26 protein-coding genes are annotated in these 21,195 nt (G+C 35.2%); 6 read left to right on the top strand and 20 right to left on the bottom strand.

Annotated elements, in window-relative coordinates; all coding sequences use genetic code 11:
* Positions 1-47 precede the first annotated feature (47 nt).
* Entirely contained in the window at positions 48-743 is a 696-nt protein-coding gene (locus MOK21_RS10160; RefSeq protein WP_249073814.1) for a lytic transglycosylase domain-containing protein, read from the bottom strand.
* Positions 744-911: 168 nt separating this feature from the next.
* Between MOK21_RS10160 and mscL the strand changes: the two genes are divergently transcribed.
* Entirely contained in the window at positions 912-1,301 is a 390-nt protein-coding gene (gene mscL / locus MOK21_RS10155) for a large conductance mechanosensitive channel protein MscL (protein WP_249073813.1), read from the top strand.
* An 82-nt stretch (positions 1,302-1,383) separates the two neighbouring features.
* Here the strand turns inward: mscL and MOK21_RS10150 are convergent, their stop codons facing one another.
* Positions 1,384-1,788: a DUF4304 domain-containing protein gene (locus tag MOK21_RS10150; RefSeq protein ID WP_249074092.1), complete on the bottom strand. Its 405-nt coding sequence runs from the start codon at positions 1,786-1,788 to the stop codon at positions 1,384-1,386.
* A gap of 315 nt (positions 1,789-2,103) precedes the next feature.
* Between MOK21_RS10150 and MOK21_RS10145 the strand changes: the two genes are divergently transcribed.
* Positions 2,104-3,237 carry a methionine biosynthesis PLP-dependent protein gene (locus tag MOK21_RS10145; RefSeq protein WP_249073812.1) on the top strand — a complete coding sequence of 378 codons (1,134 nt, stop codon included), beginning with the start codon at positions 2,104-2,106 and terminating at the stop codon, positions 3,235-3,237.
* Positions 3,221-4,387, top strand: a complete 1,167-nt coding sequence (gene metC / locus MOK21_RS10140; RefSeq protein ID WP_249073811.1) for a cystathionine beta-lyase — start codon at positions 3,221-3,223, stop codon at positions 4,385-4,387. Before MOK21_RS10145 ends, metC begins: the two co-directional genes overlap by 17 nt.
* A 65-nt stretch (positions 4,388-4,452) precedes the next feature.
* Here metC and MOK21_RS10135 read toward each other — a convergent pair whose 3' ends face one another.
* Complete coding sequence (locus MOK21_RS10135; RefSeq protein ID WP_249073810.1) at positions 4,453-4,881, bottom strand: NUDIX hydrolase; 429 nt, start codon at positions 4,879-4,881, stop codon at positions 4,453-4,455.
* 228 nt (positions 4,882-5,109) lie between these two features.
* Between MOK21_RS10135 and MOK21_RS10130 the strand changes: the two genes are divergently transcribed.
* Complete coding sequence (locus MOK21_RS10130) at positions 5,110-5,283, top strand: GNAT family N-acetyltransferase (RefSeq protein WP_249073809.1); 174 nt, start codon at positions 5,110-5,112, stop codon at positions 5,281-5,283.
* Between the two features lie 138 nt (positions 5,284-5,421).
* Here MOK21_RS10130 and MOK21_RS10125 read toward each other — a convergent pair whose 3' ends face one another.
* The 3 genes from MOK21_RS10125 to MOK21_RS23885 are packed head-to-tail and all read right to left on the bottom strand — an operon-like array spanning position 5,422 to position 6,295.
* Positions 5,422-5,760, bottom strand: a complete 339-nt coding sequence (locus tag MOK21_RS10125; protein ID WP_249073808.1) for a cupin domain-containing protein — start codon at positions 5,758-5,760, stop codon at positions 5,422-5,424.
* Between the two features lie 16 nt (positions 5,761-5,776).
* Positions 5,777-6,148 (bottom strand): GNAT family N-acetyltransferase, encoded by a 372-nt coding sequence (locus tag MOK21_RS10120; protein WP_308221914.1) that lies wholly within the window; start codon positions 6,146-6,148, stop codon positions 5,777-5,779.
* Between the two features lie 9 nt (positions 6,149-6,157).
* Entirely contained in the window at positions 6,158-6,295 is a 138-nt protein-coding gene (locus tag MOK21_RS23885) for a hypothetical protein (RefSeq protein WP_308221908.1), read from the bottom strand.
* 480 nt (positions 6,296-6,775) lie between these two features.
* Between MOK21_RS23885 and MOK21_RS10115 the strand changes: the two genes are divergently transcribed.
* Together MOK21_RS10115 and MOK21_RS10110 are read left to right on the top strand one after the other, a co-directional pair.
* Positions 6,776-7,303 carry a hypothetical protein gene (locus MOK21_RS10115; RefSeq protein WP_249073807.1) on the top strand — a complete coding sequence of 176 codons (528 nt, stop codon included), beginning with the start codon at positions 6,776-6,778 and terminating at the stop codon, positions 7,301-7,303.
* A gap of 27 nt (positions 7,304-7,330) precedes the next feature.
* Complete coding sequence (locus MOK21_RS10110) at positions 7,331-7,567, top strand: hypothetical protein (RefSeq protein WP_249073806.1); 237 nt, start codon at positions 7,331-7,333, stop codon at positions 7,565-7,567.
* Positions 7,568-7,889: 322 nt separating this feature from the next.
* Here MOK21_RS10110 and MOK21_RS10105 read toward each other — a convergent pair whose 3' ends face one another.
* The 14 genes from MOK21_RS10105 to MOK21_RS10040 form a co-directional block, all read right to left on the bottom strand.
* Positions 7,890-8,042 carry a YpzG family protein gene (locus MOK21_RS10105; RefSeq protein ID WP_082172689.1) on the bottom strand — a complete coding sequence of 51 codons (153 nt, stop codon included), beginning with the start codon at positions 8,040-8,042 and terminating at the stop codon, positions 7,890-7,892.
* A gap of 92 nt (positions 8,043-8,134) precedes the next feature.
* Positions 8,135-8,920, bottom strand: a complete 786-nt coding sequence (locus MOK21_RS10100) for a nucleotidyltransferase domain-containing protein (RefSeq protein ID WP_249073805.1) — start codon at positions 8,918-8,920, stop codon at positions 8,135-8,137.
* A 27-nt stretch (positions 8,921-8,947) separates the two neighbouring features.
* Positions 8,948-10,597, bottom strand: coding sequence for a sensor domain-containing diguanylate cyclase (locus MOK21_RS10095; RefSeq protein ID WP_249073804.1), 1,650 nt, complete (start codon positions 10,595-10,597; stop codon positions 8,948-8,950).
* A gap of 221 nt (positions 10,598-10,818) precedes the next feature.
* Positions 10,819-11,067, bottom strand: coding sequence for a hypothetical protein (locus MOK21_RS10090; RefSeq protein ID WP_249073803.1), 249 nt, complete (start codon positions 11,065-11,067; stop codon positions 10,819-10,821).
* The gene (locus MOK21_RS10085) at positions 11,060-11,563 is read right to left on the bottom strand and encodes an RNA polymerase sigma factor (RefSeq protein WP_374110145.1); all 504 of its coding nucleotides are present in this window, start codon (positions 11,561-11,563) and stop codon (positions 11,060-11,062) included. The genes MOK21_RS10090 and MOK21_RS10085 overlap by 8 nt, the downstream gene beginning before the upstream one ends.
* Before the next feature lie 7 nt (positions 11,564-11,570).
* On the bottom strand, positions 11,571-11,951 hold the full coding sequence (locus MOK21_RS10080; protein WP_249073801.1) for a group-specific protein: 381 nt from the start codon (positions 11,949-11,951) through the stop codon (positions 11,571-11,573).
* A gap of 8 nt (positions 11,952-11,959) precedes the next feature.
* Complete coding sequence (locus tag MOK21_RS10075) at positions 11,960-12,709, bottom strand: ABC transporter permease (RefSeq protein ID WP_249073800.1); 750 nt, start codon at positions 12,707-12,709, stop codon at positions 11,960-11,962.
* The gene (locus MOK21_RS10070) at positions 12,706-13,428 is read right to left on the bottom strand and encodes an ATP-binding cassette domain-containing protein (RefSeq protein WP_249073799.1); all 723 of its coding nucleotides are present in this window, start codon (positions 13,426-13,428) and stop codon (positions 12,706-12,708) included. The genes MOK21_RS10075 and MOK21_RS10070 overlap by 4 nt, the downstream gene beginning before the upstream one ends.
* A 582-nt stretch (positions 13,429-14,010) precedes the next feature.
* The gene (locus MOK21_RS10065) at positions 14,011-15,114 is read right to left on the bottom strand and encodes a C45 family autoproteolytic acyltransferase/hydrolase (protein WP_249073798.1); all 1,104 of its coding nucleotides are present in this window, start codon (positions 15,112-15,114) and stop codon (positions 14,011-14,013) included.
* An 87-nt stretch (positions 15,115-15,201) separates the two neighbouring features.
* Positions 15,202-16,050, bottom strand: a complete 849-nt coding sequence (locus MOK21_RS10060; protein ID WP_249073797.1) for a MerR family transcriptional regulator — start codon at positions 16,048-16,050, stop codon at positions 15,202-15,204.
* Between the two features lie 554 nt (positions 16,051-16,604).
* A complete protein-coding gene (locus MOK21_RS10055) occupies positions 16,605-16,925 on the bottom strand; it encodes a hypothetical protein (RefSeq protein ID WP_249073796.1) in 321 nt (106 codons plus the stop codon).
* A gap of 164 nt (positions 16,926-17,089) precedes the next feature.
* Complete coding sequence (locus tag MOK21_RS10050; protein ID WP_249073795.1) at positions 17,090-18,658, bottom strand: putative ABC transporter permease subunit; 1,569 nt, start codon at positions 18,656-18,658, stop codon at positions 17,090-17,092.
* A complete protein-coding gene (locus MOK21_RS10045; protein WP_249074091.1) occupies positions 18,627-19,364 on the bottom strand; it encodes an ABC transporter ATP-binding protein in 738 nt (245 codons plus the stop codon). Before MOK21_RS10045 ends, MOK21_RS10050 begins: the two co-directional genes overlap by 32 nt.
* A gap of 549 nt (positions 19,365-19,913) precedes the next feature.
* Entirely contained in the window at positions 19,914-21,194 is a 1,281-nt protein-coding gene (locus MOK21_RS10040) for an alpha/beta hydrolase (protein WP_249073794.1), read from the bottom strand.
* Position 21,195 lies beyond the last annotated feature (1 nt).

Genomic DNA, 21,195 nt, shown 5'->3' with positions numbered 1-21,195 from the left:
CCTCCACTCCAATCAACTAAATATGTATTTTCTGGCATTTCACCATTTTACTTTTCTTTATATAGGACCGCTTCCTTTAGTTCATCATGATAGTCATTATATAAATTGAAATAATGTAACACTTTTTGAACATATTCGTCACTGTGATTGTACTTAAAAACAGCTTGCTTTATATGACCATCTGCTGCTCCATTTTTCGATAAATAATTCGCTGCACTAAATATAGCGTCCTCCATATCATATGGATCTGCTATGCCGTCTCCATTAGCATCTATGCCATATCCACCATATTTTTTAATGGTTTCAGGATTCATTAATTCAACCTTCGATATATCCCCTTTTCCTAACCCTGAGCAAGATGGATGTTTCCAGCCGACAAATGTACAAGGCATAAATTGCATCGGTCCTTCTGCTCCAGCAGATGAAACGAGAGATTTCATGGAGGAGAATCGTGTTTCAATTCGATGATGAGCGGCAAGCAAAGTCCAAGGCACACCATATTTCTCTTCCGCTGCTACATAGATAGGAATATATTGCTCAGGAATTTCCATATCGAAATTTTGTTGAATTTCTTCTAACACTTTTTGTTGCGCTAATTTTTCGAATATCGGTAATGTTTGTAGTTCCTTCCACGCAAAAAAAGCAAAAACACACACAGTTATCGCTATTGGTATTAATAAAGCTATCATGCCTATTTGAGCGGAAGGCGATAGCATCGGTTTTTTCTTCTGTTTTTTCGCCATATGTCACACCTAATCTTTTTTTCTAATTCCATATTACCAAAATTTCCGATTTTATAGCAGACTTTTCAGTATATAATTTCCACTACTTAAATAGTTGAAAAAGAGGAGAAAAATATAGTAAAATATAATTCGATTATTTTATCTGGATAATAATAGGAGGAATTTGTTTTGTGGAAAGACTTTAAAGAGTTTGCTATGAAAGGCAATATTGTCGATTTAGCAGTAGCAGTAGTAATTGGTGGTGCTTTCGGTAAAATTGTTTCTTCCTTAGTTGAAAATATCATTATGCCATTAGTCGGTATTTTAACTGGTGGTATTGATTTAACAAAAAGCTTTGTTTATGGTTCGGGTGATGCATCAATCCAGCTAGGTGTATTTTTACAGTCGATTATTGACTTTTTAATAATTGCTTTTGCAATTTTCATGGCATTACGAATTATGACGAAGTTAACTCGTAAAAAAGAAGAGGCTGTTGTAGAAGAACCAGCACCAGAATTGGATGCTAAAGAAGAGCTTCTAAAAGAAATTCGAGATTTATTAAAAAAAGAACAAGCTTAAAAAGAATCTGTCTAATTACCACTACTTGAGGTAATAGACAGATTCTTTTTAGCTCTGTTAAATTTTAATGTTGAGTAAAACATTAAGAGTTCCTATTTCTAAGGAACTTCCAAAATAAAGATGATCTTAATCGAGAAGAAATCCAATATGTATCAGATGTTTTAAGTTGATTCAGTACCCTTACTGCAACTTTAGAATAGTCTTCTTCAGATTCAGCTTTTTCATAATTAAACCATATCCCATCCTCTTCTAAAGACTTTGCTCCTAACCTAAAACGCTTATTTATATGATGAGCATTCACTTTATTAGGTGGGATTTTTTCACCCCAATACGTTGTTGTTCCACCTTTCGGGCAAGATGCTAATTCTACAACAAACGAACCTCCCCATTTGTTGAATTGAAACGTAATCAAATCTATATTATTTTCGTTGCATCTTCTAAAATGCGGGAATGATCCCTTGAATCCTTGTTCTCTTAGTACTGGTATTACGATATTCTTGTGCTACGCCCTGCACGTGATTGAGGAAGGAGTCTTCTTGTGGAAAACCGATAAAGACACTTCCTTGAGCATTCCTGTTCCACCTATTACTAGCCAATGTTTCAACATATTTTTCCACCTTCCATATTTCCTACTATTCCTAGATGATTTAATTTAAATAATCTCTCTAATTTTCTGAAATTACCTTGTTCTTCTTTAGTATACATGTTAAATTGGTAACAATTATTGAGAATCCAGGGAAAAGAAGTTCTAGTCTTTAGATATTTTACTCCCCGTTATTATGATGAAGAAAAGAGTGACGACATGACAAACAGCAGAAGTATTGAAACAAAACTTGTACAGCTTGGGAATTTAAGTGATCCTATAACAGGTGCTGTCAGCCCACCGATCCATTTATCAACAGCTTACAAACATACAGGTATCGGTGAATCCACTGGTTTTGATTATACACGTACCAAAAATCCAACTCGTGCTCTATTAGAAGCAGGAATTGCCGATTTAGAGGGCGGAGATGCGGGCTTTGCCTGTAGCTCTGGGATGGCTGCTATCCAGCTAGTTCTATCATTATTTAAACCTGGTGATGAATTAGTAGTGCCTGATGATTTATATGGTGGTACATATCGACTTTTTAATTTCTTTGAAGAAACCTATAATATAAAGCCTGTCTACTCAAAATTTGAATCAGTTGAACAGGTCGAAGCTTTAATGAATGACAATACGCGTGCTCTATTCATTGAAACGCCGACAAATCCGCTTATGCAGGAATTTGATTTGCAAGTTTATGCAGAATTAGCTCGTAAGCATGGGGCATGGTTAATTGTCGATAATACGTTCTATACACCATATTTCCAACGCCCCATCGAATTAGGCGCTGATATTGTCATTCATTCGGCTACTAAATATATTGGTGGACATAATGATGTGTTAGCTGGTTTAGTTGTCGCTAAAGGCGTTGAATTAGCAGAACGTATTGGCTTTATTCATAATGGTAGCGGTATGGTTTTAGGTGCGATGGATTCCTGGTTACTTATTCGTGGATTAAAAACAATGCATCTTCGTTTAAAGCAGCACGATGCGAATGCTAAAGCAATTGCTGCCTTTTTAGAGGAAGAAGAGCTTGTAACTGACGTACTTTACACAGGAAAAGGTGGAATGCTTTCATTCCGCTTGGAAAAGGCTGAGTGGATTGACCCATTCCTTCGAAACTTGAAGTTAATTACATTTGCTGAAAGCCTTGGTGGTGTTGAAAGCTTTATTACGTATCCTGCTACTCAAACACATGCAGACATGCCTTATGAGGAGCGTATTGAACGTGGTGTATGCGACCGATTACTGCGCTTCTCAGTTGGCGTTGAAGAGGCTGAAGATTTAATTGAGGATTTAAAACAAGTATTCGATATCCTTAGAAAAGAGGTTAAAAATGAAGCAGCATATTGAAACAAGCCTCATTCACGCTGGTGTTCGTGACGGCTATAAAAATAAAAAAGGTGCGGTCAATGTACCTATGTATGTATCATCTACTTTCCATCAGGAGAGTATCGATGAATTCGGCGAATATGATTATGCGCGTTCTGGTAACCCTACTCGTGATGCATTAGAAAAAGCAGTAGCAGAACTTGAGGGTGGAGTACGAGCCCATGCATTTTCTTCTGGCATTGCCGCAGTATCTGCAGCGTTAATGCTTTTATCTCAAGGGGATCATATTGTCATTACGGAGGATGTTTATGGAGGAACATACCGCTTCGTGTCCAAGGTTTTACCACGCTTCGGTATTTCCCATACGTTCGTTGATTTCACAGATTTAGCGGCGGTAAAAGCAGCCATTACGCCAACAACAAAGCTACTATATATGGAAACGCCGTCGAATCCAACACTTGGTATCACAGATATTCGCGCAGTAGTAGCACTCGCTAAGCAACATCATTGCTTAACGTTTTTAGACAATACTTTTATGACACCTTTACACCAACGTCCACTTGAGCTCGGTGTCGATGTTGTTATTCATAGTGCTACAAAGTTTTTATCTGGGCACTCCGATATTATCGCGGGATTGACGGTGACTGCAGACGAAAAAATTGGTCAGGAGCTATACTTTATCCAAAATTCATTTGGTAATATATTAGGTGTACAGGATTGCTATACTCTATTACAAAATATAAAAACAACAGATGTCCGTTTTAGCCGATCTGCTGAATCGGCACAAAAAATAGCAGAATTTTTAGCTACAAATTCCCTTGTCGAGCAAGTATACTACCCGGGCCTTACATCACATCCTGGGTATGAGATTCATCAAAGTCAATCAACTAGTGCAGGTGCCGTGCTATCCTTCCGCCTACCAAGCTATGCAGCTGCAAAAGCACTTGTAGAAGCGATGAAAATTCCTGTTTTCGCTGTCTCTCTAGGCGGCGTTGAATCGATTTTATCCTATCCGGCTAAAATGAGTCATGCAGCAATGGAGCCTGAGGAGCGTGCAAAACGGGGTATTACTGATGGTTTATTACGTTTCTCGGTAGGGCTAGAACATGTGGACGATCTGATCGCCGATTTTGCTCAAGCATTAGAGGTGGTTGGCGCAAAGGCTATATAATAGAGCAACCGCGTTTCTAAACTATAGAAACGCGGTTTTTTCATTCATACAAAATTATTTAACCATCAGTTATTCACACGAGCCAGCACTCGATATAAATAATCTCCATGTCCATTTACTAGCGTTACTTGTTGTTCGTCTGTGATCCAGTAAAATGAAAATTCAAAGCCTACCTCATTCACACCAGTCGGATAATGCTTCCATGAATCTCGTTGTTCATTTGTCGTTAAATGATAAAAATAACGTTTTTGTAATAGCCCTGAATGATGATTAAAATAATCCTGGGCAATTAACCCCTTAACGACTAAATCGGACAAACCCGTCTCTTCAAACATCTCTCGTTTCACTGCCTCTAACGGAGTTTCCCCTTCTTCTACTGTGCCTTTCGGAATTTGAATCCCTGCTCCTTCTGTATTTTGCTCAAATACTAGCACTTGTAACTGACCCTCATGCTCTCTCGTAATATAGCCAAAAGCCTTTTCAACAACATGCATGAAGTCATCCCCTTTCGCGTGATTTGATGTTACAATAAATAGAAAAATTGGAATTACAGTTGAAAAGTATTGATATCAATTATAAGACATATGCAAAAGAATAGCATCATTTTCGTGCAACAAGTTGCCAAAAATAGTTAGTATCAAACAGACGAAAGTATAATCCCATAGGAAATTCAAAACCGTTTTTTACAAGTGGCTTATAGTAGAGATTGATGGCTAGATTGTGTGAAAAAAGGTCCATTTTTAGTAGCTATTCTTGAAGAATCAATTGTAGGCTTTGTAAACGTTGTAGATGATGAGGCAGAAATTTTCTCCATATATTTACTTCCAGAAACTCAGGGCAAAAACTTCACTATTAGTTTGTGTAGAAAAAGAAAATACGAATGGCATGAACTTTAATCAAGCTTAGGGCTTCAAGAAATTGGAGGATTTTGATGAGCTTTTTGATGGTCATTTTTTTAAACAAGTTCAACTAGGCTTTAATATAACTTAGTGTAACGGAGCTATAACTTACTCCGTTACACATTTTTTTGTAATCTATGCAAGATTGATTTGCTCTGATTGGATGACAAGTGCTGTTAAACCTGATTCACTCCCGGATTCATGTGCTTCTCCTGTTTGCCAAAGAACACCTTCTCCAGTTTTTATAAATACTTTCTCTTGATCCTCACCGCAAACCCATCCTTCACCCTGAATCACAATAAATAACTGTGGTACAGGCGCCTTATGCATCCCAACGACTCCACCAGGCTCTATATACATGAATCCAATATTTGTAGGTTCCACTGTTCTCATGATTTTCGTATAAAAAGCATCTATCGATTGATAATTGTTAATTTGGTTAGCCAATTCTTGTGTAAAATTATATTTTTCCATGTCAGCATAGTTCCCTTCAATCTTTTACTACCATCTTGTACATTAAAACATCATCAATATATTCGTTGTCGTGTAGCTTAATTTCATTGATTTTTCTTCCTTCTTCAACAAATCCCATCTTTTTATAGAGCGCAATAGCCCTTTCGTTTGTTGAAAATACGCCAAGACTAATTTTTTCAATATAAGGGTTGTATTTTGCCCATTTTAGTAGATTTTCAATTAAGAGCTTGCTTAGACCACGATATTTATTAAGCACCATCATGCCAAAAGTACCCTTATGTGCTAGTCGTTTTCTTTGTGGCGATTGAATTACAAGCCAACCTACTATTTTTCTTTGATATTGTGCAATAAAAATTGTTTCTCGTTTATTTGTTATTTTCGCTTGTATCCATTCTCTTTACTCATCAATCGTTTGCTGAAATTCATCTATTGTAGTGATTAAATACTTTTCTTCTGCTAAAACTTCTTTCTGGATTTCCAACAGGGCTTCAGCATCGTCTTGATAAGCAACTCTAATTTTGATTTTTTCTGTCATTAATCCACTCTCCTTGTTTTACATTCTTAGAATTGCATAATAAAGCCCTTCAACTTTCAGAACTCTATCAATGTATTTTAGATACATATGATATAAAAATTTAGGCTGTTTTCTAAAAGATTGTTGCTATTCATAAATGGAGGTGATTAAGAAAAGAAGGTTTTTAAGAAGAGTCAGCGAATCGAATATAGGTATTAAATATTCCATAATGAAGGTGTTGATCTAATCCAGAATTAGTTCAGGCTAGCAAGTTATTAGCTAAAAACAATCTTTGAGAAAACAGCTATAATTTAAAACTCAAGAGTGAAACAGAAAAAACAAAGTTAATTTTTGTTAACATTAAAAAAATTCCCCTTTTCCATATTAAAACATAGTGATAAGAGAAGAATGGTGAACAAAAAGAACTTAGTTTAGATGAATTTAATCTTTTAATGCAGGAAAAATGAACAAAAATCGCAACTATTGGAAGCGAAAAAAAGTTTGCATAAACTCAATGAAGTGCCTAAAGGCGACATAGTTAATCCATATATGATAAATAATCTTAGTTGGTATAGTCAACCTGGATTTAGTAGAGCTGTACTTAGATCAAACTTAACTAGAAGAGTTAATGTACCTATCTACAATGATATAAGTCAGACTATTACAAGAACAATGTCGTACACTGCTTGTCAATCCTATACAAGTAATGTTTCATTTTCATCTAGTTATACAAAAGATGCATTTACAGCAGGAGTTACTGTAGGAGCTTCTTGGAGTAAGACTTTTGAGGGTAGTGACTCAATAAATCAACCGATACCTCCAAAAAAGTATTCATGGATGGAATATACTCCTTATATGGATAATTCCTGGGGTTCAATGCACGAAGAAGTATGGAGCTGGGATGGATATTCAAATGTATGTTTAGTGAATAAAATTTACTTTCTTGATGTTTATATAGCTCGACAAGGTAATGCTGGATTACCTGACGGGATTTATAAAATCAAAGAAAGCTCTACAAAACCAAGTTGATATAAAATCTAAAATAAGGATGATCATATGAATAAACGGGGTGCTGGAATTTCTCTAATAATTATTTCTGCTGCACTTTTTATTTTTAGAAACGTGACACATTTTATAGTTGCGGCAATCATGGGGCAGAATAAAGAAGCTCTAGGTGAAGGCAGGTTTGACTTCGCTTTAGAGGTCACACATTCATATTCAATAATCCCGGAAGTGATTGCACTTATTTTAGGCTTGATTTACCTAATATTTGCAGAAATAAAAAAAGGATAATTAGGTATAATTAATGAAGTGACCCCTAAAAGTGAAACTTGATTATTTCATTAGGTAACGGGTTAGGCATTATTCCGATATTGTATCGGAAGAAGTTGATTGGAACGAAGGGCGGCGACTCCTGCGGGAAAAGCTGGAAAGTCGAGATCCTGGACTGAGCAAAGCGGGGGAAGCAACTCGACCCCGCCCGCGGAAATCAACGGCTTTACTTTATTTTTAAAAGAAAAAAGACTGTAGACAAACTCTCAAATTTTTTGAGTTTGTCTACAGTCTGAACCCAGAATATTTTCTGGGCTTGATAACACTTACTTTTCTAGCATGATTAGAACTGTCGGGCTTTTGCTTCACTTCTCAAGATACGATTATGGAGAGTAATCTCCGTTTCACCATTTACTTGAGATTTTGAACGCTTAATCCTTGACCAGTTGCGGTGGATTTTTTGAGATTTTGGGTCTAGTTGTTCGAACCTACTCATTCGTGTCATCCTCCTCATCAATATAGATTCCATAAGTGAAACCTTTTTTAGTATGACCTTACAGTTAAAAAATATTCAGTTTCCTAAAAGCATTAACCCCACACTTCTTGCAGTGTACTTCTAAATAACGCATCTAATTTTTGTGTAGGATCATCGACTTTAACATGAAGATTTTTGCAGTATGTCTCGATATGCGCTATTTCTGTATCTAAATACTCATTAATACATTTAATTCGCGGCTCCAAATTTAGTTCATCACCTGCTATTTTTCTCTGCAAAAGTTGCTGAATTTCGGTTTTTAACGGACCCTCAGAAATGATTTCATTTAATAATTCCTGAAAATCAATTGGTGGAACTGTATTGTTTTTCTCTATCCATTTACATGCTAAAACTGGTCTGAGAACATAGAAGTATTTTTTTATTTTTACTTCTGAACTCTGTAAATACTCTCGATAATTGTTTTTAGCCATATTTAAATAATGATATAAGCATGCATTGGGATAAAATACTTCTCTTTCTAGTAACCGTACATTGTCAATAAATGAATATTGTTGGTCATACACAATATTGCTTCGTAACCACTCAAATAAAGGTGGATTACTTTTGCGGAATAGTCTTAATGCTTTTGTTATTTCCCAACCACTAATATCTAATAAATCATTGATTGGTACTTCAATGACATCCCTCTTTGCCCCAATTCCTTGAGGGTCGATCGAAAGATACCATTGTGGTTGATGAATATATATGAAACGAACATCATAATCGCTATCCTTCGAAGGGAATCCCCAAGCACGACTACCTGATTCTACAGCATATAAAATTTTCACTTGATACTCTTTTTCAATTTCTTTTAATTTTCTTAGGATAATTTCCTTCATGTAAATACCACTTTCCAACTTTGTCTTTTAAAGCATTTGCCTAGCATCAACTATGCCTGTACGATCATACACTCTCAATTGGTTACGACCGCTTTCTTTTGCAATATATAGTGCTTGATCCGCACTGTCAAGTAACTCATAAAATGTTGAAATATTTTTAGAATGTCCGTATCCAGCAATGCCAATACTCACTGTCACATTGATTTCAAAATCATTTGCATGGTAAGGGTTATCTTCAACTTGTTGCCGAACTCTTTCCGCTATTTTTACTCCACTCTCTAACGTAGTATTGGGGGATAAAATGACAAACTCCTCTCCCCCATATCTTGTAATAATGTCGATGCTTCGCACACAATTTGTAATGATGGTTGCGACGTGCTTGAGTACTTCATCACCGATTAAATGTCCATATGTATCATTGACCTTTTTAAAAAAATCAATATCAATAGCTATACATGAACAATGGTTTTGTTCTTCTAAACATTTCTGAAAAACAAGCTCCCCCTGTTCAATCAAATAACGACGATTATACAACTTTGTCAACTGACAAGTAATCGATAGTTCTTTCAGTAAAATAGTATCTTTTCTCACCTTGGCGCTCATTTCATTGAAGGACGAACAAAGCTCCTGAAATTCTTGCGCAAAAGGTGCCAGCTGTTGGTCATTAATTTGATAATCATAAAAACCTTGTTCAACCTTTCTGACACCTGTAAGAATCTGCTGAATAGGTTCTTCGATTTTTTTAGAGAAATGTAGCATCATTTTAATGGTAAAAAATGAACCTACTACTAAACAAAAAGTTATCAATGAAAATCTAATGATTAATGGTTTATAGGCCGCTACCAGACCAATTTCTGATATGATAAACCATGTCCCTTCATTAATAGGTTTACTTTTAGCAAGAACCCATTTATCATTCGCGTCTTTATATAGCTCGAGGCCGCTCGCCGTATTTTTTAAAGCTGCGTTCAGGATATGCTCATCAACTAAATAATTGCCTGAAGACCGTTGTTGTTTATTGTTAAATTCAGAAAGCATAGTACCTTCCTGATCGATAATATAAGCGTGACCTAAAAAGCCCACTCTCGATTCTTGTAGCAGTTGATCGATGGTGTCTAAGTTTACAGCGCCAAAAACTACACCATTGAATTGTTGTTGTGCATTAAGAATCGGTGAAGCAAATGCAATAATAGGCCGCTTCGTCACTTTACTTATTAAAATATCAGTTATATAAGGTTGTTTTGTTTTTTTAGCAACTTGAAAATACTTACGGTCATTTACATCCATATTAACGCCATTTTTACTATATTCGGTAACTGTGTCAAATTGCACGATGCCCTCTTTATTGACAAATATTAAGTCGGTGAAATTTGTTTTTTCTTTATAATCTTGAAAAAAAACTTGGGATTTTTCAAAATTATAATCCTTTACAAAATCTAAATTAGCTATTGTATGTATATCGCTGGATCGCTCTGATAACCAGCTTTCAAAAAAATATGTTTGGGCATCCAAATAATGCGTCATCTCTTCATTTTGATGTTGGATGGTTTGTCGATATTCAATATAAAGTGTTGGAATAAAAATACAAAGGCCAATAATAAAAGTAATCCAAACAAGAGCTCGATGAAGTTGACCTTTTATTGTGTTTGACTGTGGAAACTTTTTTAAAACCCTCAAAGCATTTACCTCCAAATTAATCTAAATATTTCCTTAAAATGGGCAATAAATAGTATTTTATTCATTAAAAATACCACAACCGAATGATTGTGGCAGTGAGAAATTTAACTTCTTTCAGCAAATATTTTCTGTAGCGTTAGCGAAGCGCCAGCTACAAATATTTTCTGTAGCGTAAGTGAAGCGCCAGCTACAAATGTTTTATTTAACGTAAGTCATAAAATTTATTGCAATAAAATTTGTAGAATTGTAATAAATACAGCCGTGACGATGGGCAATAGTTTCAAAGAGGTATAGCCGACTGAAGATGTACAAATTGGCTCTAACGGATCCTTCGTTGGTGAAGCTAAATATTGAATAAAACGTTGCCAGCGACTTTTCTTGTAGGTCATTAGCTGCTTAGGAATCTCCACTTTATCTTGATCTAAGCTGTCTTTTAACCATTGCTCCTTTTGAAATTCATCCTTAAGCATCGAAATCCTCCTTTAGCTCTTCCTTTAAAGTCCTAATCGCATTATGCAACCTTGATTTAACTGTACCAAGGGGAATGGACAAAATTTGTGCTATTTCCTCCTGTGGCAAATCATGATAATAAACAAGCAAAATAACAGCACGTTGCTTTTCGGGTAACTGGAGTATGGCTTCTTGTATCGTTAATTTTTCATCAGTTGATAGACGACGACTTTCTGTTGGTACTAAGAACGGAAAGAGTGTGCGCCACTTTTTACGTCGATTTAATTTATTGATCATTAAGCGATAAGCGATTTGAAATAAAAATGCTTTCACCGTTCCCTTTTGCTGGTCAAAGTCTTTTTTTATATATTGTAAACGCTCAAAGGTATCTTGCACAATATCAATGCTTAGCTGATTTTCCCGAGTATAGCGGAATAAAAAGCAGTACAACGGCTCATACAAACGACTATAGAGCTGTTCAAAGCCCTCGACTTGGCCGTTTTTGTAGGCCTCCATCCACTCCTCATTGCTTATCATCTAGCTCATCCCCCCAATGAGCCTTTATGGACTTTAATGTTATAGAAACACGAGATACCAAATAGCCTACTATTACAATGACCCATGCTTGCGATTGATTTGTAAAAAACTGTACATATGGATTTTCGATTGTTTGGCTACGAAATAAGAGCATATTTAACGCTTGTACACAGAATATTGTATAGATGGCTAAAACGAGCGTTAACGTATCAAATACATTCCAACGTAAATAAATTGTTGTTTTTTTATAATTAATTTTTCCATTTTCGCGAACAACATATTTTTTATCCATCGGGATTGTAAATCCTAAAATAATAATAGTAAACACTACAATTGCAATTAAAGATACAATAAATCCAATTCCCACCAAATCACCTACTTACTGATATATACTTTTTTAGCGATGGATGCTAACCCAAAGCTAATCACTGCTAAAATTATACAATATTGATACTGCGGAAGCCATGTGTCGTTAATTAAATTCAAGTACTTTTGCAAACTATCATTTAAATAAAGCATTGGATTCCAGCTTAGAAAAATATAATAATCATGTGGGTTTTTACCCCCAATTGTTAAGAACATCGTTGTCATCGTTACTGAAAACATGAATAAAATCATAATTGGCACTAGCATACTTTGAGCTACTTTCTCGTTTTTAAATAGACCTGCTAATATAAAACTCAATGGATATAATGCCAGTAAAACAAAATTACTAATCAAAATAATCATAAAGTAAGATGAAAGTGAAATATCAATGATGAAGGAATAACCAATGAGTAGTAACACTAAAAATACATTTAATAATGTAAAGACACCAATGCCCATCCCCATATAGTAAGTGTGTGGCTTAACGCCTGTTCGCTGTATCCATTGGAACGTTTTATTAGCCTTCATATCTGCCAAATATATAGTAGCGCTAGAAAATGCAAATGAAAAAATTAACATTAAAATTGAAACCGGTAAAAACTGACCTTTAACCAGATAATCAAATGCTTCTCCGGACATCATGTTTTTACAAATAACTGACATGATCAAAAAAATAAAGGCTGGTGACAAGTTTCCAATAGACATGCCTGTATTACGTATACTTTCTAACATATAAATTCGTGCAATTTGTTTCATCATCCCGCTCTTCCCCCTAAAATTTGTCCTGTCACTTCATAGTAAAGACCTTCGATTCCCGGCAATTTCGCCTCAGTGTATTTTCTATAAAGCTCATCTTGTGTGTTATTTTCAATAAGCTTCCCGTCCTTTAAGATCACTACATAATCAAATAACTCTTCTAATCCTGCTACCTCATGACTAATAATAATAATCATTTTGTTACGTCGACGAATTTCATCTTGTAAGTAAAACATCAATTGCTTTTTCTTCGTTAAATCTAAATCAGCAAATGGCTCATCTAATATGATAATCGGTTTATTTAATAAAAAGGAAAGGTAGATCGATACTGCTTTTCGCTGACCACCTGACGCATTTTTTAATAAGATGTGGTCATAAGTTGGTAATCCTAATATTTCATAAAGCTCTCCCAAATCAACCTTAGTGTTTGTCAATGTAGTAAAAAGAGCAATGACTTCACGAATTTTCAGATGCTGATAACTCGAAAAAAATTGGTACTGCAGTGCAACTTGCTCTTGTACATGTTGAGACGTCTCGTTGAATACAATGGTACCTGCATCAGGTTTTACATCTCCAGCTATACATTTTGATAATGTAGATTTACCCGCTCCATTCTGACCTAACAATAAATAACAATACCCCATTTCAAATATGGCCGACACACCATCCAAAACGTTCACACCATTATATTTTTTCACAAGATCCTTCACAATAAGCTCCAAAATAATCCCTCCTAATTTTTATATTCACTGACTATACAAACGGGAATTGCAAAAAGTTCATTTTATTTTTAAAAATATGAAATAAAATTAGATGTTTCCATAAAATTATTTTTTTATATAAAATGATTATTATTGGAAATTGAGTGAAGTTACAGGAATATCGCTATAAAGTGAGCTTCTACGACTTCTTTAAGACATCCATCTTTGCAATTTGTGGTTCCTTTGAAAAATCAACAAGTTCATTGCTCTGACGAAGCATATTATCTTTTAGCACAACAATATCGTAGATCGCCATGTATGGACTTAAATTAAGGGTTTCTTGATTAGAAATCATCAGGGGCACCAACAATTTTTTTAAAGGAAAGCGTGACTTGTTTGGAAAAGCATCGCTCGACTCCTGCGAGACAGATGAGACCCCTCACGAAGCGTAGGCGCTCGGCCGTGGAAAGCGAGCGGAATGCTTCGGAAAACAACAGTAGAGTCACAGTGCCAAATAAAAAAGCGAGGTATTTGAATACCTCGCGAAGTGAGAAGATATGGACTTTTTCAGTGCCCTCCGCAAAGGAAGGGTCTTTTTGTTGTTTAAGATTTCATTATTTTCCAAAACTCTGCTCCATAGCTTTTATTATTAAATTCAACAGTAGTTTGTGTTTTTACAAAATTCTCACCAACGTCTATCTTGTTTACCTGATTTTGTACTGGTGAGCCAAATGAAAATTCCAGTTGCAAATCAGTAAGGTTAAACAAAATTGAATGTACTGTTCCAAAGCTTTCTTTGTAATTATGGACGGATAATCCTTTAGGGAACTCTGTTAAAAGAAGTTCTTGGATTTCGCCTATAGATCTTTTTCCACTTTCTTTAAATTTCTCCTCTAAAATATCATATCTTAGTTGAGAATGCTCGAGCTTGCCAGGCTCCATTTCTTGTATTGCGGAAAATAGTCCGTGGTTAGTGGCAATAAGATAATCTAGTTCTGCACGTTTCACTTCTTTTATTCCGTCATATGTTCCAATCAAAGCTGCGTCGCCATTAGCATCAGCCAAAAGTAAATTCATATTCGTTCCTACTGGCATATTGTTAACCATATAAATTGCTTCTTCGACATTTTTACAATTTTCTAATAGGGCTCTAACAATAACCATAAACTGTAATCCAGGTACTACTGGTGGTCTCATGCCAGGATATTTGCCAATGGGCATGCCACACGATGCATAGGCAACACATAGCCCCTTCTCATTTAAACCTTCACTTCGACCGAATGTTGAAACAGAAAATCCTGTATGAGTATATTTCCCTTCCACACGAGTAGTACATAAGCGCATATCCGAAATATCAGGAGATAAATCATAATTTCTTAAAACATATGTTTTACCATCCGCCATTTTCCCAGGTAAAATAGCCCCTAAACTACACCCTCCAGGAATTAACCACGCATTTTGATAAAAATTTAGTTGTTCAGGCGCATAACCAAAGCCTTCTGCAAATCCTTCTAATTCTTTATTTAAACCTGGGCAATACTGCTCTATTTGTGCTTTCATTTCAAAATAAGCGTTGTTCGAAGTTAGTTTTTCCATAAAGAATAACGATTTTGCAAAAGGGTTTTTTTGAAACTCTCGCGCTTGTTGTTGTCCTATCTCGTATGAACTACCTTGAAGAAATGCAAACTGTCCTGTATTTGTTTTCATCGATATACCCCATTCTATATTTAAGTAGCAAGACATTTCTTATCTTGCTAAATACAGAATAAAGTCTCCATCTACTGGAGAGTTTAGCTAGTTTCTTATTTTCACAAATATTTTTGTCAAAAAATCATTTGGATGTAGCCCAATATTTGGTTTAATATTAATTGGATTTACTACTTCAGTTGGGATTAAGCCCTTTATGTACTGCTCCATAAATGTCCCTTCTGCCTGAAGAGCCTGCTCAGTCAGCCATTCCTGCAAGCGACTATAGCCAAAATGTAACTCTGAATACGATCCCTTTACATGTATGCAAGCATACCTGCCTTCGGGTATTACTTTAATATACTCTGTCAGTTGAGCTGCTTTTACAGGCAACAGTAGTTCAACATCCGCTATATTTTGCTTCCTATACTGTTGATGAAAAATTGCAGTTAGCTCCCCTTCTATCTCTAATTGATAAGCATAGATTCGTTCAAATAATTTTTGTACTAGCCTATCCATGTCCATTACATTAATCTTTTCACGGATGGCAAGCACCTGTATTTTTGGTCGTTCTTCTATGTAACAACTTGATAATATTGGCTTTGGATTAAACGTTTCAGCGTTCCTAATAGAATTTTTTACTTGGACAATATTTTGAATTTGTTCAGCAATTATTTCTTGTTGATGCTCTAATTCCAGAACTTTTTTATGTAATCTTAGCTCTAAATCTTGCCAATCATTTTTTCCTTTCATAATCTGTTCAATCTCTTTTAATGAAAAATGACAATTTTTTAGTACCTGAATCGTATTCAGTTCTTTCATTTTATCGTAATCAAAATAACGATAGCCGGTCACTTCATCTATAAAAGATGGTTCGAGTAATCCAATATCACTATAGTAACGAATAGTTTTTACAGGAACATTACACAGGTTCGAAAATTTCCCAATGCTATACATAAAAACACCTTCTTTTTAAATAGTTACATGTGCTATGTCATTCATTTTAAATGAATTAAAATAAACCTCTCCTTGCTTAGTTATTGTACGTTAAAGTAGTAGTATTTGTTTCACTATAATGAACTTATTAACATGGTATACGTTTTAACAAATATCATCGACAACTTGCTCAAAAAACAAAAGAGTATGCTCATCATTTTTTGATTTGAGCATACTTCTTTTGGTTATATACTAATTTATTTCGTACGGGTAAATACCCTGCTTCCGCGGGTATTTACCTTCCTTCCACGGGTATTTGCCCTGCTCCCGCGGGTATTTGCCCTGCTTCCGCGGGTATTTGCCCTGCTCCCGCGGGTATTTGCCCTGCTCCCGCGGGTATTTGCCCTGCTTCCGCGGGTATTTACCCTGCTTCCGTGCGCGGGTATTTACCTTCCTTCCGCGGGTATTCACTCTGCTCCCGCGGGTATTTACCCTTTTTATATCAAATTTTTCTAATACGAAAACTGGGTTTTCAACAAGTAAAATTGCAAAGAAGCTTTGAATTGCAAGAGGAATTATATATTCCAATTTGATAAGATTGTATAAACCATAAATCCACCTACTATTAAGTTCCCAATAATTATAAATGGTAAGTTTCCTTGTAATTTAGTATTTTTCTTTTTCCCTACTCCACCTAACGCAGTAATCCCTATAAATAAAGACAATGCAGGATATATAAAGATAAAATACTTACTGCCGTTTAAATTGGGACCAGCTATGTTGAAGGTAATAGGAATCTCATCCGATATATTTTGTACACCAATAATTGAAAACGCCAAAAACAAGGCACAAAATATCCAAGAAATTATACGTACTGACTTTTTAGATGTATTCATGATAATCTCCATTCTCTCCCGTGTCCGCTTCACGATACAAACAGTAATGAAAGCGAGTGAGCGGAACACTCTATTTTTCGATTTTTCAATTAATTTCAGTCTTTATTTAGCTTACTTTTTTCAATAATATTTAATAATTTCATCTTCACACTACTCTTCCCAAATTAAATAGGCTCACCATTTATTGTTTTTGCATATAACATGCTAGTTACGATGCCCAAGCATAAAATAATAATAACATCATATATACCTACTATCGAACCTAACCATAGTACTCTTGGAACTGCTGCAATGAATACCAGAATCGCTGCACCGAAAAACCCCAATACACTTGATATACTCCGCTTTACTACTTGGAGTTCTGATTGCCAACTATAATTGACAAATCTTAAATTAATAGCGACTCCGTATATTGCTGAAAATACTGCAAATGCACATGGAAGAAGTACTAATGTCATGGAATGAAATAATGTTGCTTCAAACACTCTTCCGATTATTATTCCGTTTATTATTGTAAGAGGTATTGTAAGCGTAAGATTAACAAGTATCTTACTCTTTACAACCAATTCTTTCGACAATGGAAAAGTTTTGATTATCCAAATATTTTTACCTTCAAGTGAAAAAGACACGCTACTTGTATTTGATAGGCATACCATCAATGACATTATATACGGTGTTACGCCATACAGAGTCTCTACTGTATTAATAGTATTTATCGGCATATTTTCCATCACTTTTGTAATTGAAATCATTAAAGAAATCGTAAAAATAACCATCATGATCATTCCGAATGTTGTGTTTATTAAGTACGTTGTGGACGAAAATAGTCGTTTGATTTCTTTCACATATAATGCTTTTAATTTACTTGATCTTTTTAATGTGTTTATTTCATATTTTTTGTTACTACTCATTGATCGAATTTTAGTATTTAGTCCTTTGTATACAAACGAGAGACCTATAATGAAAATCACTGTTAACACTATTGAAACTGCTATATATATAAGAAAATCTCCCACTTTTCCTGTAACCAGTATTTTATTAAACAAATAAAACATTGGATACACTTGGTTAGCCTGATTCAATATATTTGTTAAGATCAATTTCATATCGCTTGGGTCTAATTTATAACTACTCAATGTTGGTGCTAATACTAAAAATAAAATAATACACATATAGCTAAATGAAGAAACCGCACGAGAATATTTTGCTCTCGATGAAACTTCTAAAACTACTATACTAACAATTGATGCTATAATTGATGGCACTATTGCAACTGTAAGTATCCCAATCAGTATCTTTATCCAAAAAACGCCGCTTACTGTTCCTGTAAAGAAATATACTGCTCCCATTAGAATCATGATTATTAAAGATACTACCGTATTCAAGAAATATATATATAAGAATCTACTTACTACTATTATCGATGTTTTAATAGGAAGTGACATTAATGTGTCATAATCTCTTTTTCCAAAAAACTCATCACTAGCACTAAAAAATGCTATAAACAATGATATAAGAGTACTCACTAAAAATGAATATGCAAGTATGTGTTCTCTCATATTATATTCATTCAGCAAATATCCAAGACTTGTAATATACGCTAGCCCGAAAGCACACGCAAGAAATATACCAACAATAGCCATTTTATCACTAAAGTTGGCTTTACCTTTTAGGGTATTAAGTCTCACTAGTGAAATAATCCTAATTTTCAGAAGAATCGATAAGTGTTTCATCTTTTAACTCCTTCATAAAGAACTCTTCCAATGTTTGATTTTGTATTATGTCATCCATCGTACCACTATAAACTAGCTTTCCACGATTAATCATGGCCACCTTATTACAAAGCTTTTCTGCAACATCTAAGACATGTGTTGAAAAAAATATTGCATTCCCTTTAGCAGTCATTTTCTTCATTATCTCTTTTAAATCAACTACTGCTTTTGGATCAAGACCTACAAATGGCTCGTCCAGAATCAAAAGCTTTGGTTCATGAATAATAGCCCCAGTTATTGCTAACTTTTGCTTCATTCCGTGAGAATAAGAGGATATTAGATTTCCAAGACTTTCTGTTATTCCAAACATTCCAGAGTATTCTTTTATTCTCTTTACTCGAACATCTTCCGGAACTCCGAAAATATCTGCTACAAAATTTAAATACTGGATTCCTGTCAAATGTTCATATAATTCGGGACTATCAGGAATATAAGCAAATTTCGATTTGCATACAAGCGGCTCTTTCTTAATAGAATGCCCATCAATGTAGATGTCGCCTTCTTCAAAATCTAGGATTCCTACTACTGATTTGATTGTTGTACTTTTCCCTGCTCCATTATGACCTATAAATCCAAAAACATCGCCATTTTCAACACATAAACTAATGTTATCGACAGCTTTTTTTTCACCTTTATACACTTTTGAAAAATTTTTAATATCTAGGATTCCCATTCTTTCATCTCCTTACCTTATTATTACCGATCGATTACTTACAACCTCGCTAATGACCTTCGTAAAGCTTTCACGGAAATCATCACAAGTAAATGAAAAAAGTGGTTATCATCAAACGTTTGAAGTTTAAATCCATCTGGAACTTTGCTTCAGAATAGGGGTTATCATTACTTACTATTGGTTTTGAATGGGAGCTTTGCAAACTCTAATTTTTCAAGTGGACTGTTGCTAAATGGCTTTCGGATAGTCTTCGTTCTGATCTCTACGATTCTCTATTTTATGCTCACAAAGTACAGTTAGATTCAGAACTTATAGTTTAACTTGGCTTACTTCCTATGATTGAAAGTAAACCAAGTTCTTTTCTATTATTTTTTATGCTCAGACCATCTTTCAAGTCCTTCCTCACCTTTGAAAGCGCATTCTCTTATATCGCTTTGGATTGGTGAAGAAAATATAATCGCACTTTTAATTTCGCCTAATTGTATATCAGAAACTTTCACTATCGATTCCTTTGTAGAATCAGACCTTCTCCATTCCTAGTCTCTATTTCTTAATAAATTGCTGGATGGCTGGCAACAATTCTTTATGAAGTGGTAATGATGGGTCTGAATACGTCGCTAAATTTTTCGAGCGATCGGCTGGAGCATTTTTTAACACATGATTCATGCCGTCCATATATACAAGTTCGGCATCTGGTTTACCTTTCTTTAATGCTTCCGCATCCGTTGCAACTACTTGTAAGTCAGTTGTTCCTTGAATAATTAAAACTCGGCTGCTTACTTTTGCTAACTCACTTGCAGGGTTATATTTTAACCATGAAATCATATATGGTTGAATGGAAGAGCGGAAGAGAGATTGTAATTCTGGTGAAACGTTCTTCACTAGCTTCCCTTTTTTCAAGGATGCAAGAGCATCTGTTGATTCTTTTAGAAGGGCTGGTGTAAACTGACCTTTTACTTGCTCTAACAGAACTTCATCTATTGGTCTTCCAGTGCCTGCGATGGAAACAAAGGACTCTACCTTTGCTTTTTGTGCGGCTAGCAAACCGATCAGTGAGCCTTCGCTATGACCAATAATATGAACACTTGAATAAGCTTTGTCGGCTAACAGGGTATTAATTACTTGAACTGCGTCATCTACGTATTGGTCGATCGTTAAATCCTCTTCCTTTGTTAAAAGAGATTGATTATCGCCAATTCCACGTTTATCATAGCGGACAGTTGCAATACCATCTTTTGCTAAGCCTTCTGCAATCATTTTTAAGCTATTATTTTTACCAGCTAAGGCTGAATTTCCATCCTTATCAGTTGGACCAGAGCCTGCTATAATAAGCGCAACTGGAGATGATTGGTTGCTAGCCTTTTGAAGAGCCGCTGTTAACTCACCATCTTTGACGGGAACCTTTAACGTTTCATACGTAACTGGTTGTTTTGGCTGTTCTTTGAATGGCTTTAAGACAAGTGGGAATTTGCCACCATTTTGTTGGAATGTTGCTTCTATTTGCCCATCTTTTAATATGCCTTTAATTTCAATTGCAGAGCCATTTAAGTTGATCGAAACATTCACTTGATCTCCATTATATGTAATGCTTTTAAATAGATAATTCCCTTGCCCAGGTACTGATAGTTTCCCGTTATCTTTTTGCAAATCAACAATAATTGGAAATGCTCCATTCGGTGTCTCAATATTCCCTTCCCATTTACCTATTAGTTGTTCATTCATTTTATTGTCCCCTTTCGTCTCTTTCCCTTTTGTGTTGTCTTCCTTCTGAGCGCATGCTGTTAATAATAAAAGTGCACAACATAAAACTAATAGTTTTTTCATA

The organism is Lysinibacillus sp. BPa_S21, assembly GCF_023337795.1.
GTDB lineage: Bacteria > Bacillota > Bacilli > Bacillales_A > Planococcaceae > Lysinibacillus.
This window is presented reverse-complemented; position numbering and strand designations above follow the sequence as displayed.

Excerpts from the sequence above, each read along its gene's own strand:
- MOK21_RS10065 (WP_249073798.1), bottom strand. The coding sequence starts at position 15,114 with ATGAAAACAAATACAGGACAGTTTGCATTTCTTCAAGGTAGTTCATAC.
- MOK21_RS10040 (WP_249073794.1), bottom strand. The coding sequence starts at position 21,194 with ATGAAAAAACTATTAGTTTTATGTTGTGCACTTTTATTATTAACAGCA.
- MOK21_RS10160 (WP_249073814.1), bottom strand. The coding sequence starts at position 743 with ATGGCGAAAAAACAGAAGAAAAAACCGATGCTATCGCCTTCCGCTCAA.
- MOK21_RS10135 (WP_249073810.1), bottom strand. The coding sequence starts at position 4,881 with ATGCATGTTGTTGAAAAGGCTTTTGGCTATATTACGAGAGAGCATGAG.
- MOK21_RS10085 (WP_374110145.1), bottom strand. The coding sequence starts at position 11,563 with ATGGAGGCCTACAAAAACGGCCAAGTCGAGGGCTTTGAACAGCTCTAT.
- MOK21_RS10060 (WP_249073797.1), bottom strand. The coding sequence starts at position 16,050 with ATGTATAGCATTGGGAAATTTTCGAACCTGTGTAATGTTCCTGTAAAA.
- MOK21_RS10105 (WP_082172689.1), bottom strand. The coding sequence starts at position 8,042 with ATGAGTAGGTTCGAACAACTAGACCCAAAATCTCAAAAAATCCACCGC.
- MOK21_RS10110 (WP_249073806.1), top strand. The coding sequence starts at position 7,331 with ATGAATAAACGGGGTGCTGGAATTTCTCTAATAATTATTTCTGCTGCA.
- metC (WP_249073811.1), top strand. The coding sequence starts at position 3,221 with ATGAAGCAGCATATTGAAACAAGCCTCATTCACGCTGGTGTTCGTGAC.
- MOK21_RS23885 (WP_308221908.1), bottom strand. The coding sequence starts at position 6,295 with ATGACAGAAAAAATCAAAATTAGAGTTGCTTATCAAGACGATGCTGAA.
- MOK21_RS10090 (WP_249073803.1), bottom strand. The coding sequence starts at position 11,067 with ATGCTTAAGGATGAATTTCAAAAGGAGCAATGGTTAAAAGACAGCTTA.
- MOK21_RS10075 (WP_249073800.1), bottom strand. The coding sequence starts at position 12,709 with ATGATGAAACAAATTGCACGAATTTATATGTTAGAAAGTATACGTAAT.
- MOK21_RS10055 (WP_249073796.1), bottom strand. The coding sequence starts at position 16,925 with ATGAATACATCTAAAAAGTCAGTACGTATAATTTCTTGGATATTTTGT.
- MOK21_RS10145 (WP_249073812.1), top strand. The coding sequence starts at position 2,104 with ATGACAAACAGCAGAAGTATTGAAACAAAACTTGTACAGCTTGGGAAT.
- MOK21_RS10125 (WP_249073808.1), bottom strand. The coding sequence starts at position 5,760 with ATGGAAAAATATAATTTTACACAAGAATTGGCTAACCAAATTAACAAT.
- MOK21_RS10050 (WP_249073795.1), bottom strand. The coding sequence starts at position 18,658 with ATGAAACACTTATCGATTCTTCTGAAAATTAGGATTATTTCACTAGTG.
- MOK21_RS10100 (WP_249073805.1), bottom strand. The coding sequence starts at position 8,920 with ATGAAGGAAATTATCCTAAGAAAATTAAAAGAAATTGAAAAAGAGTAT.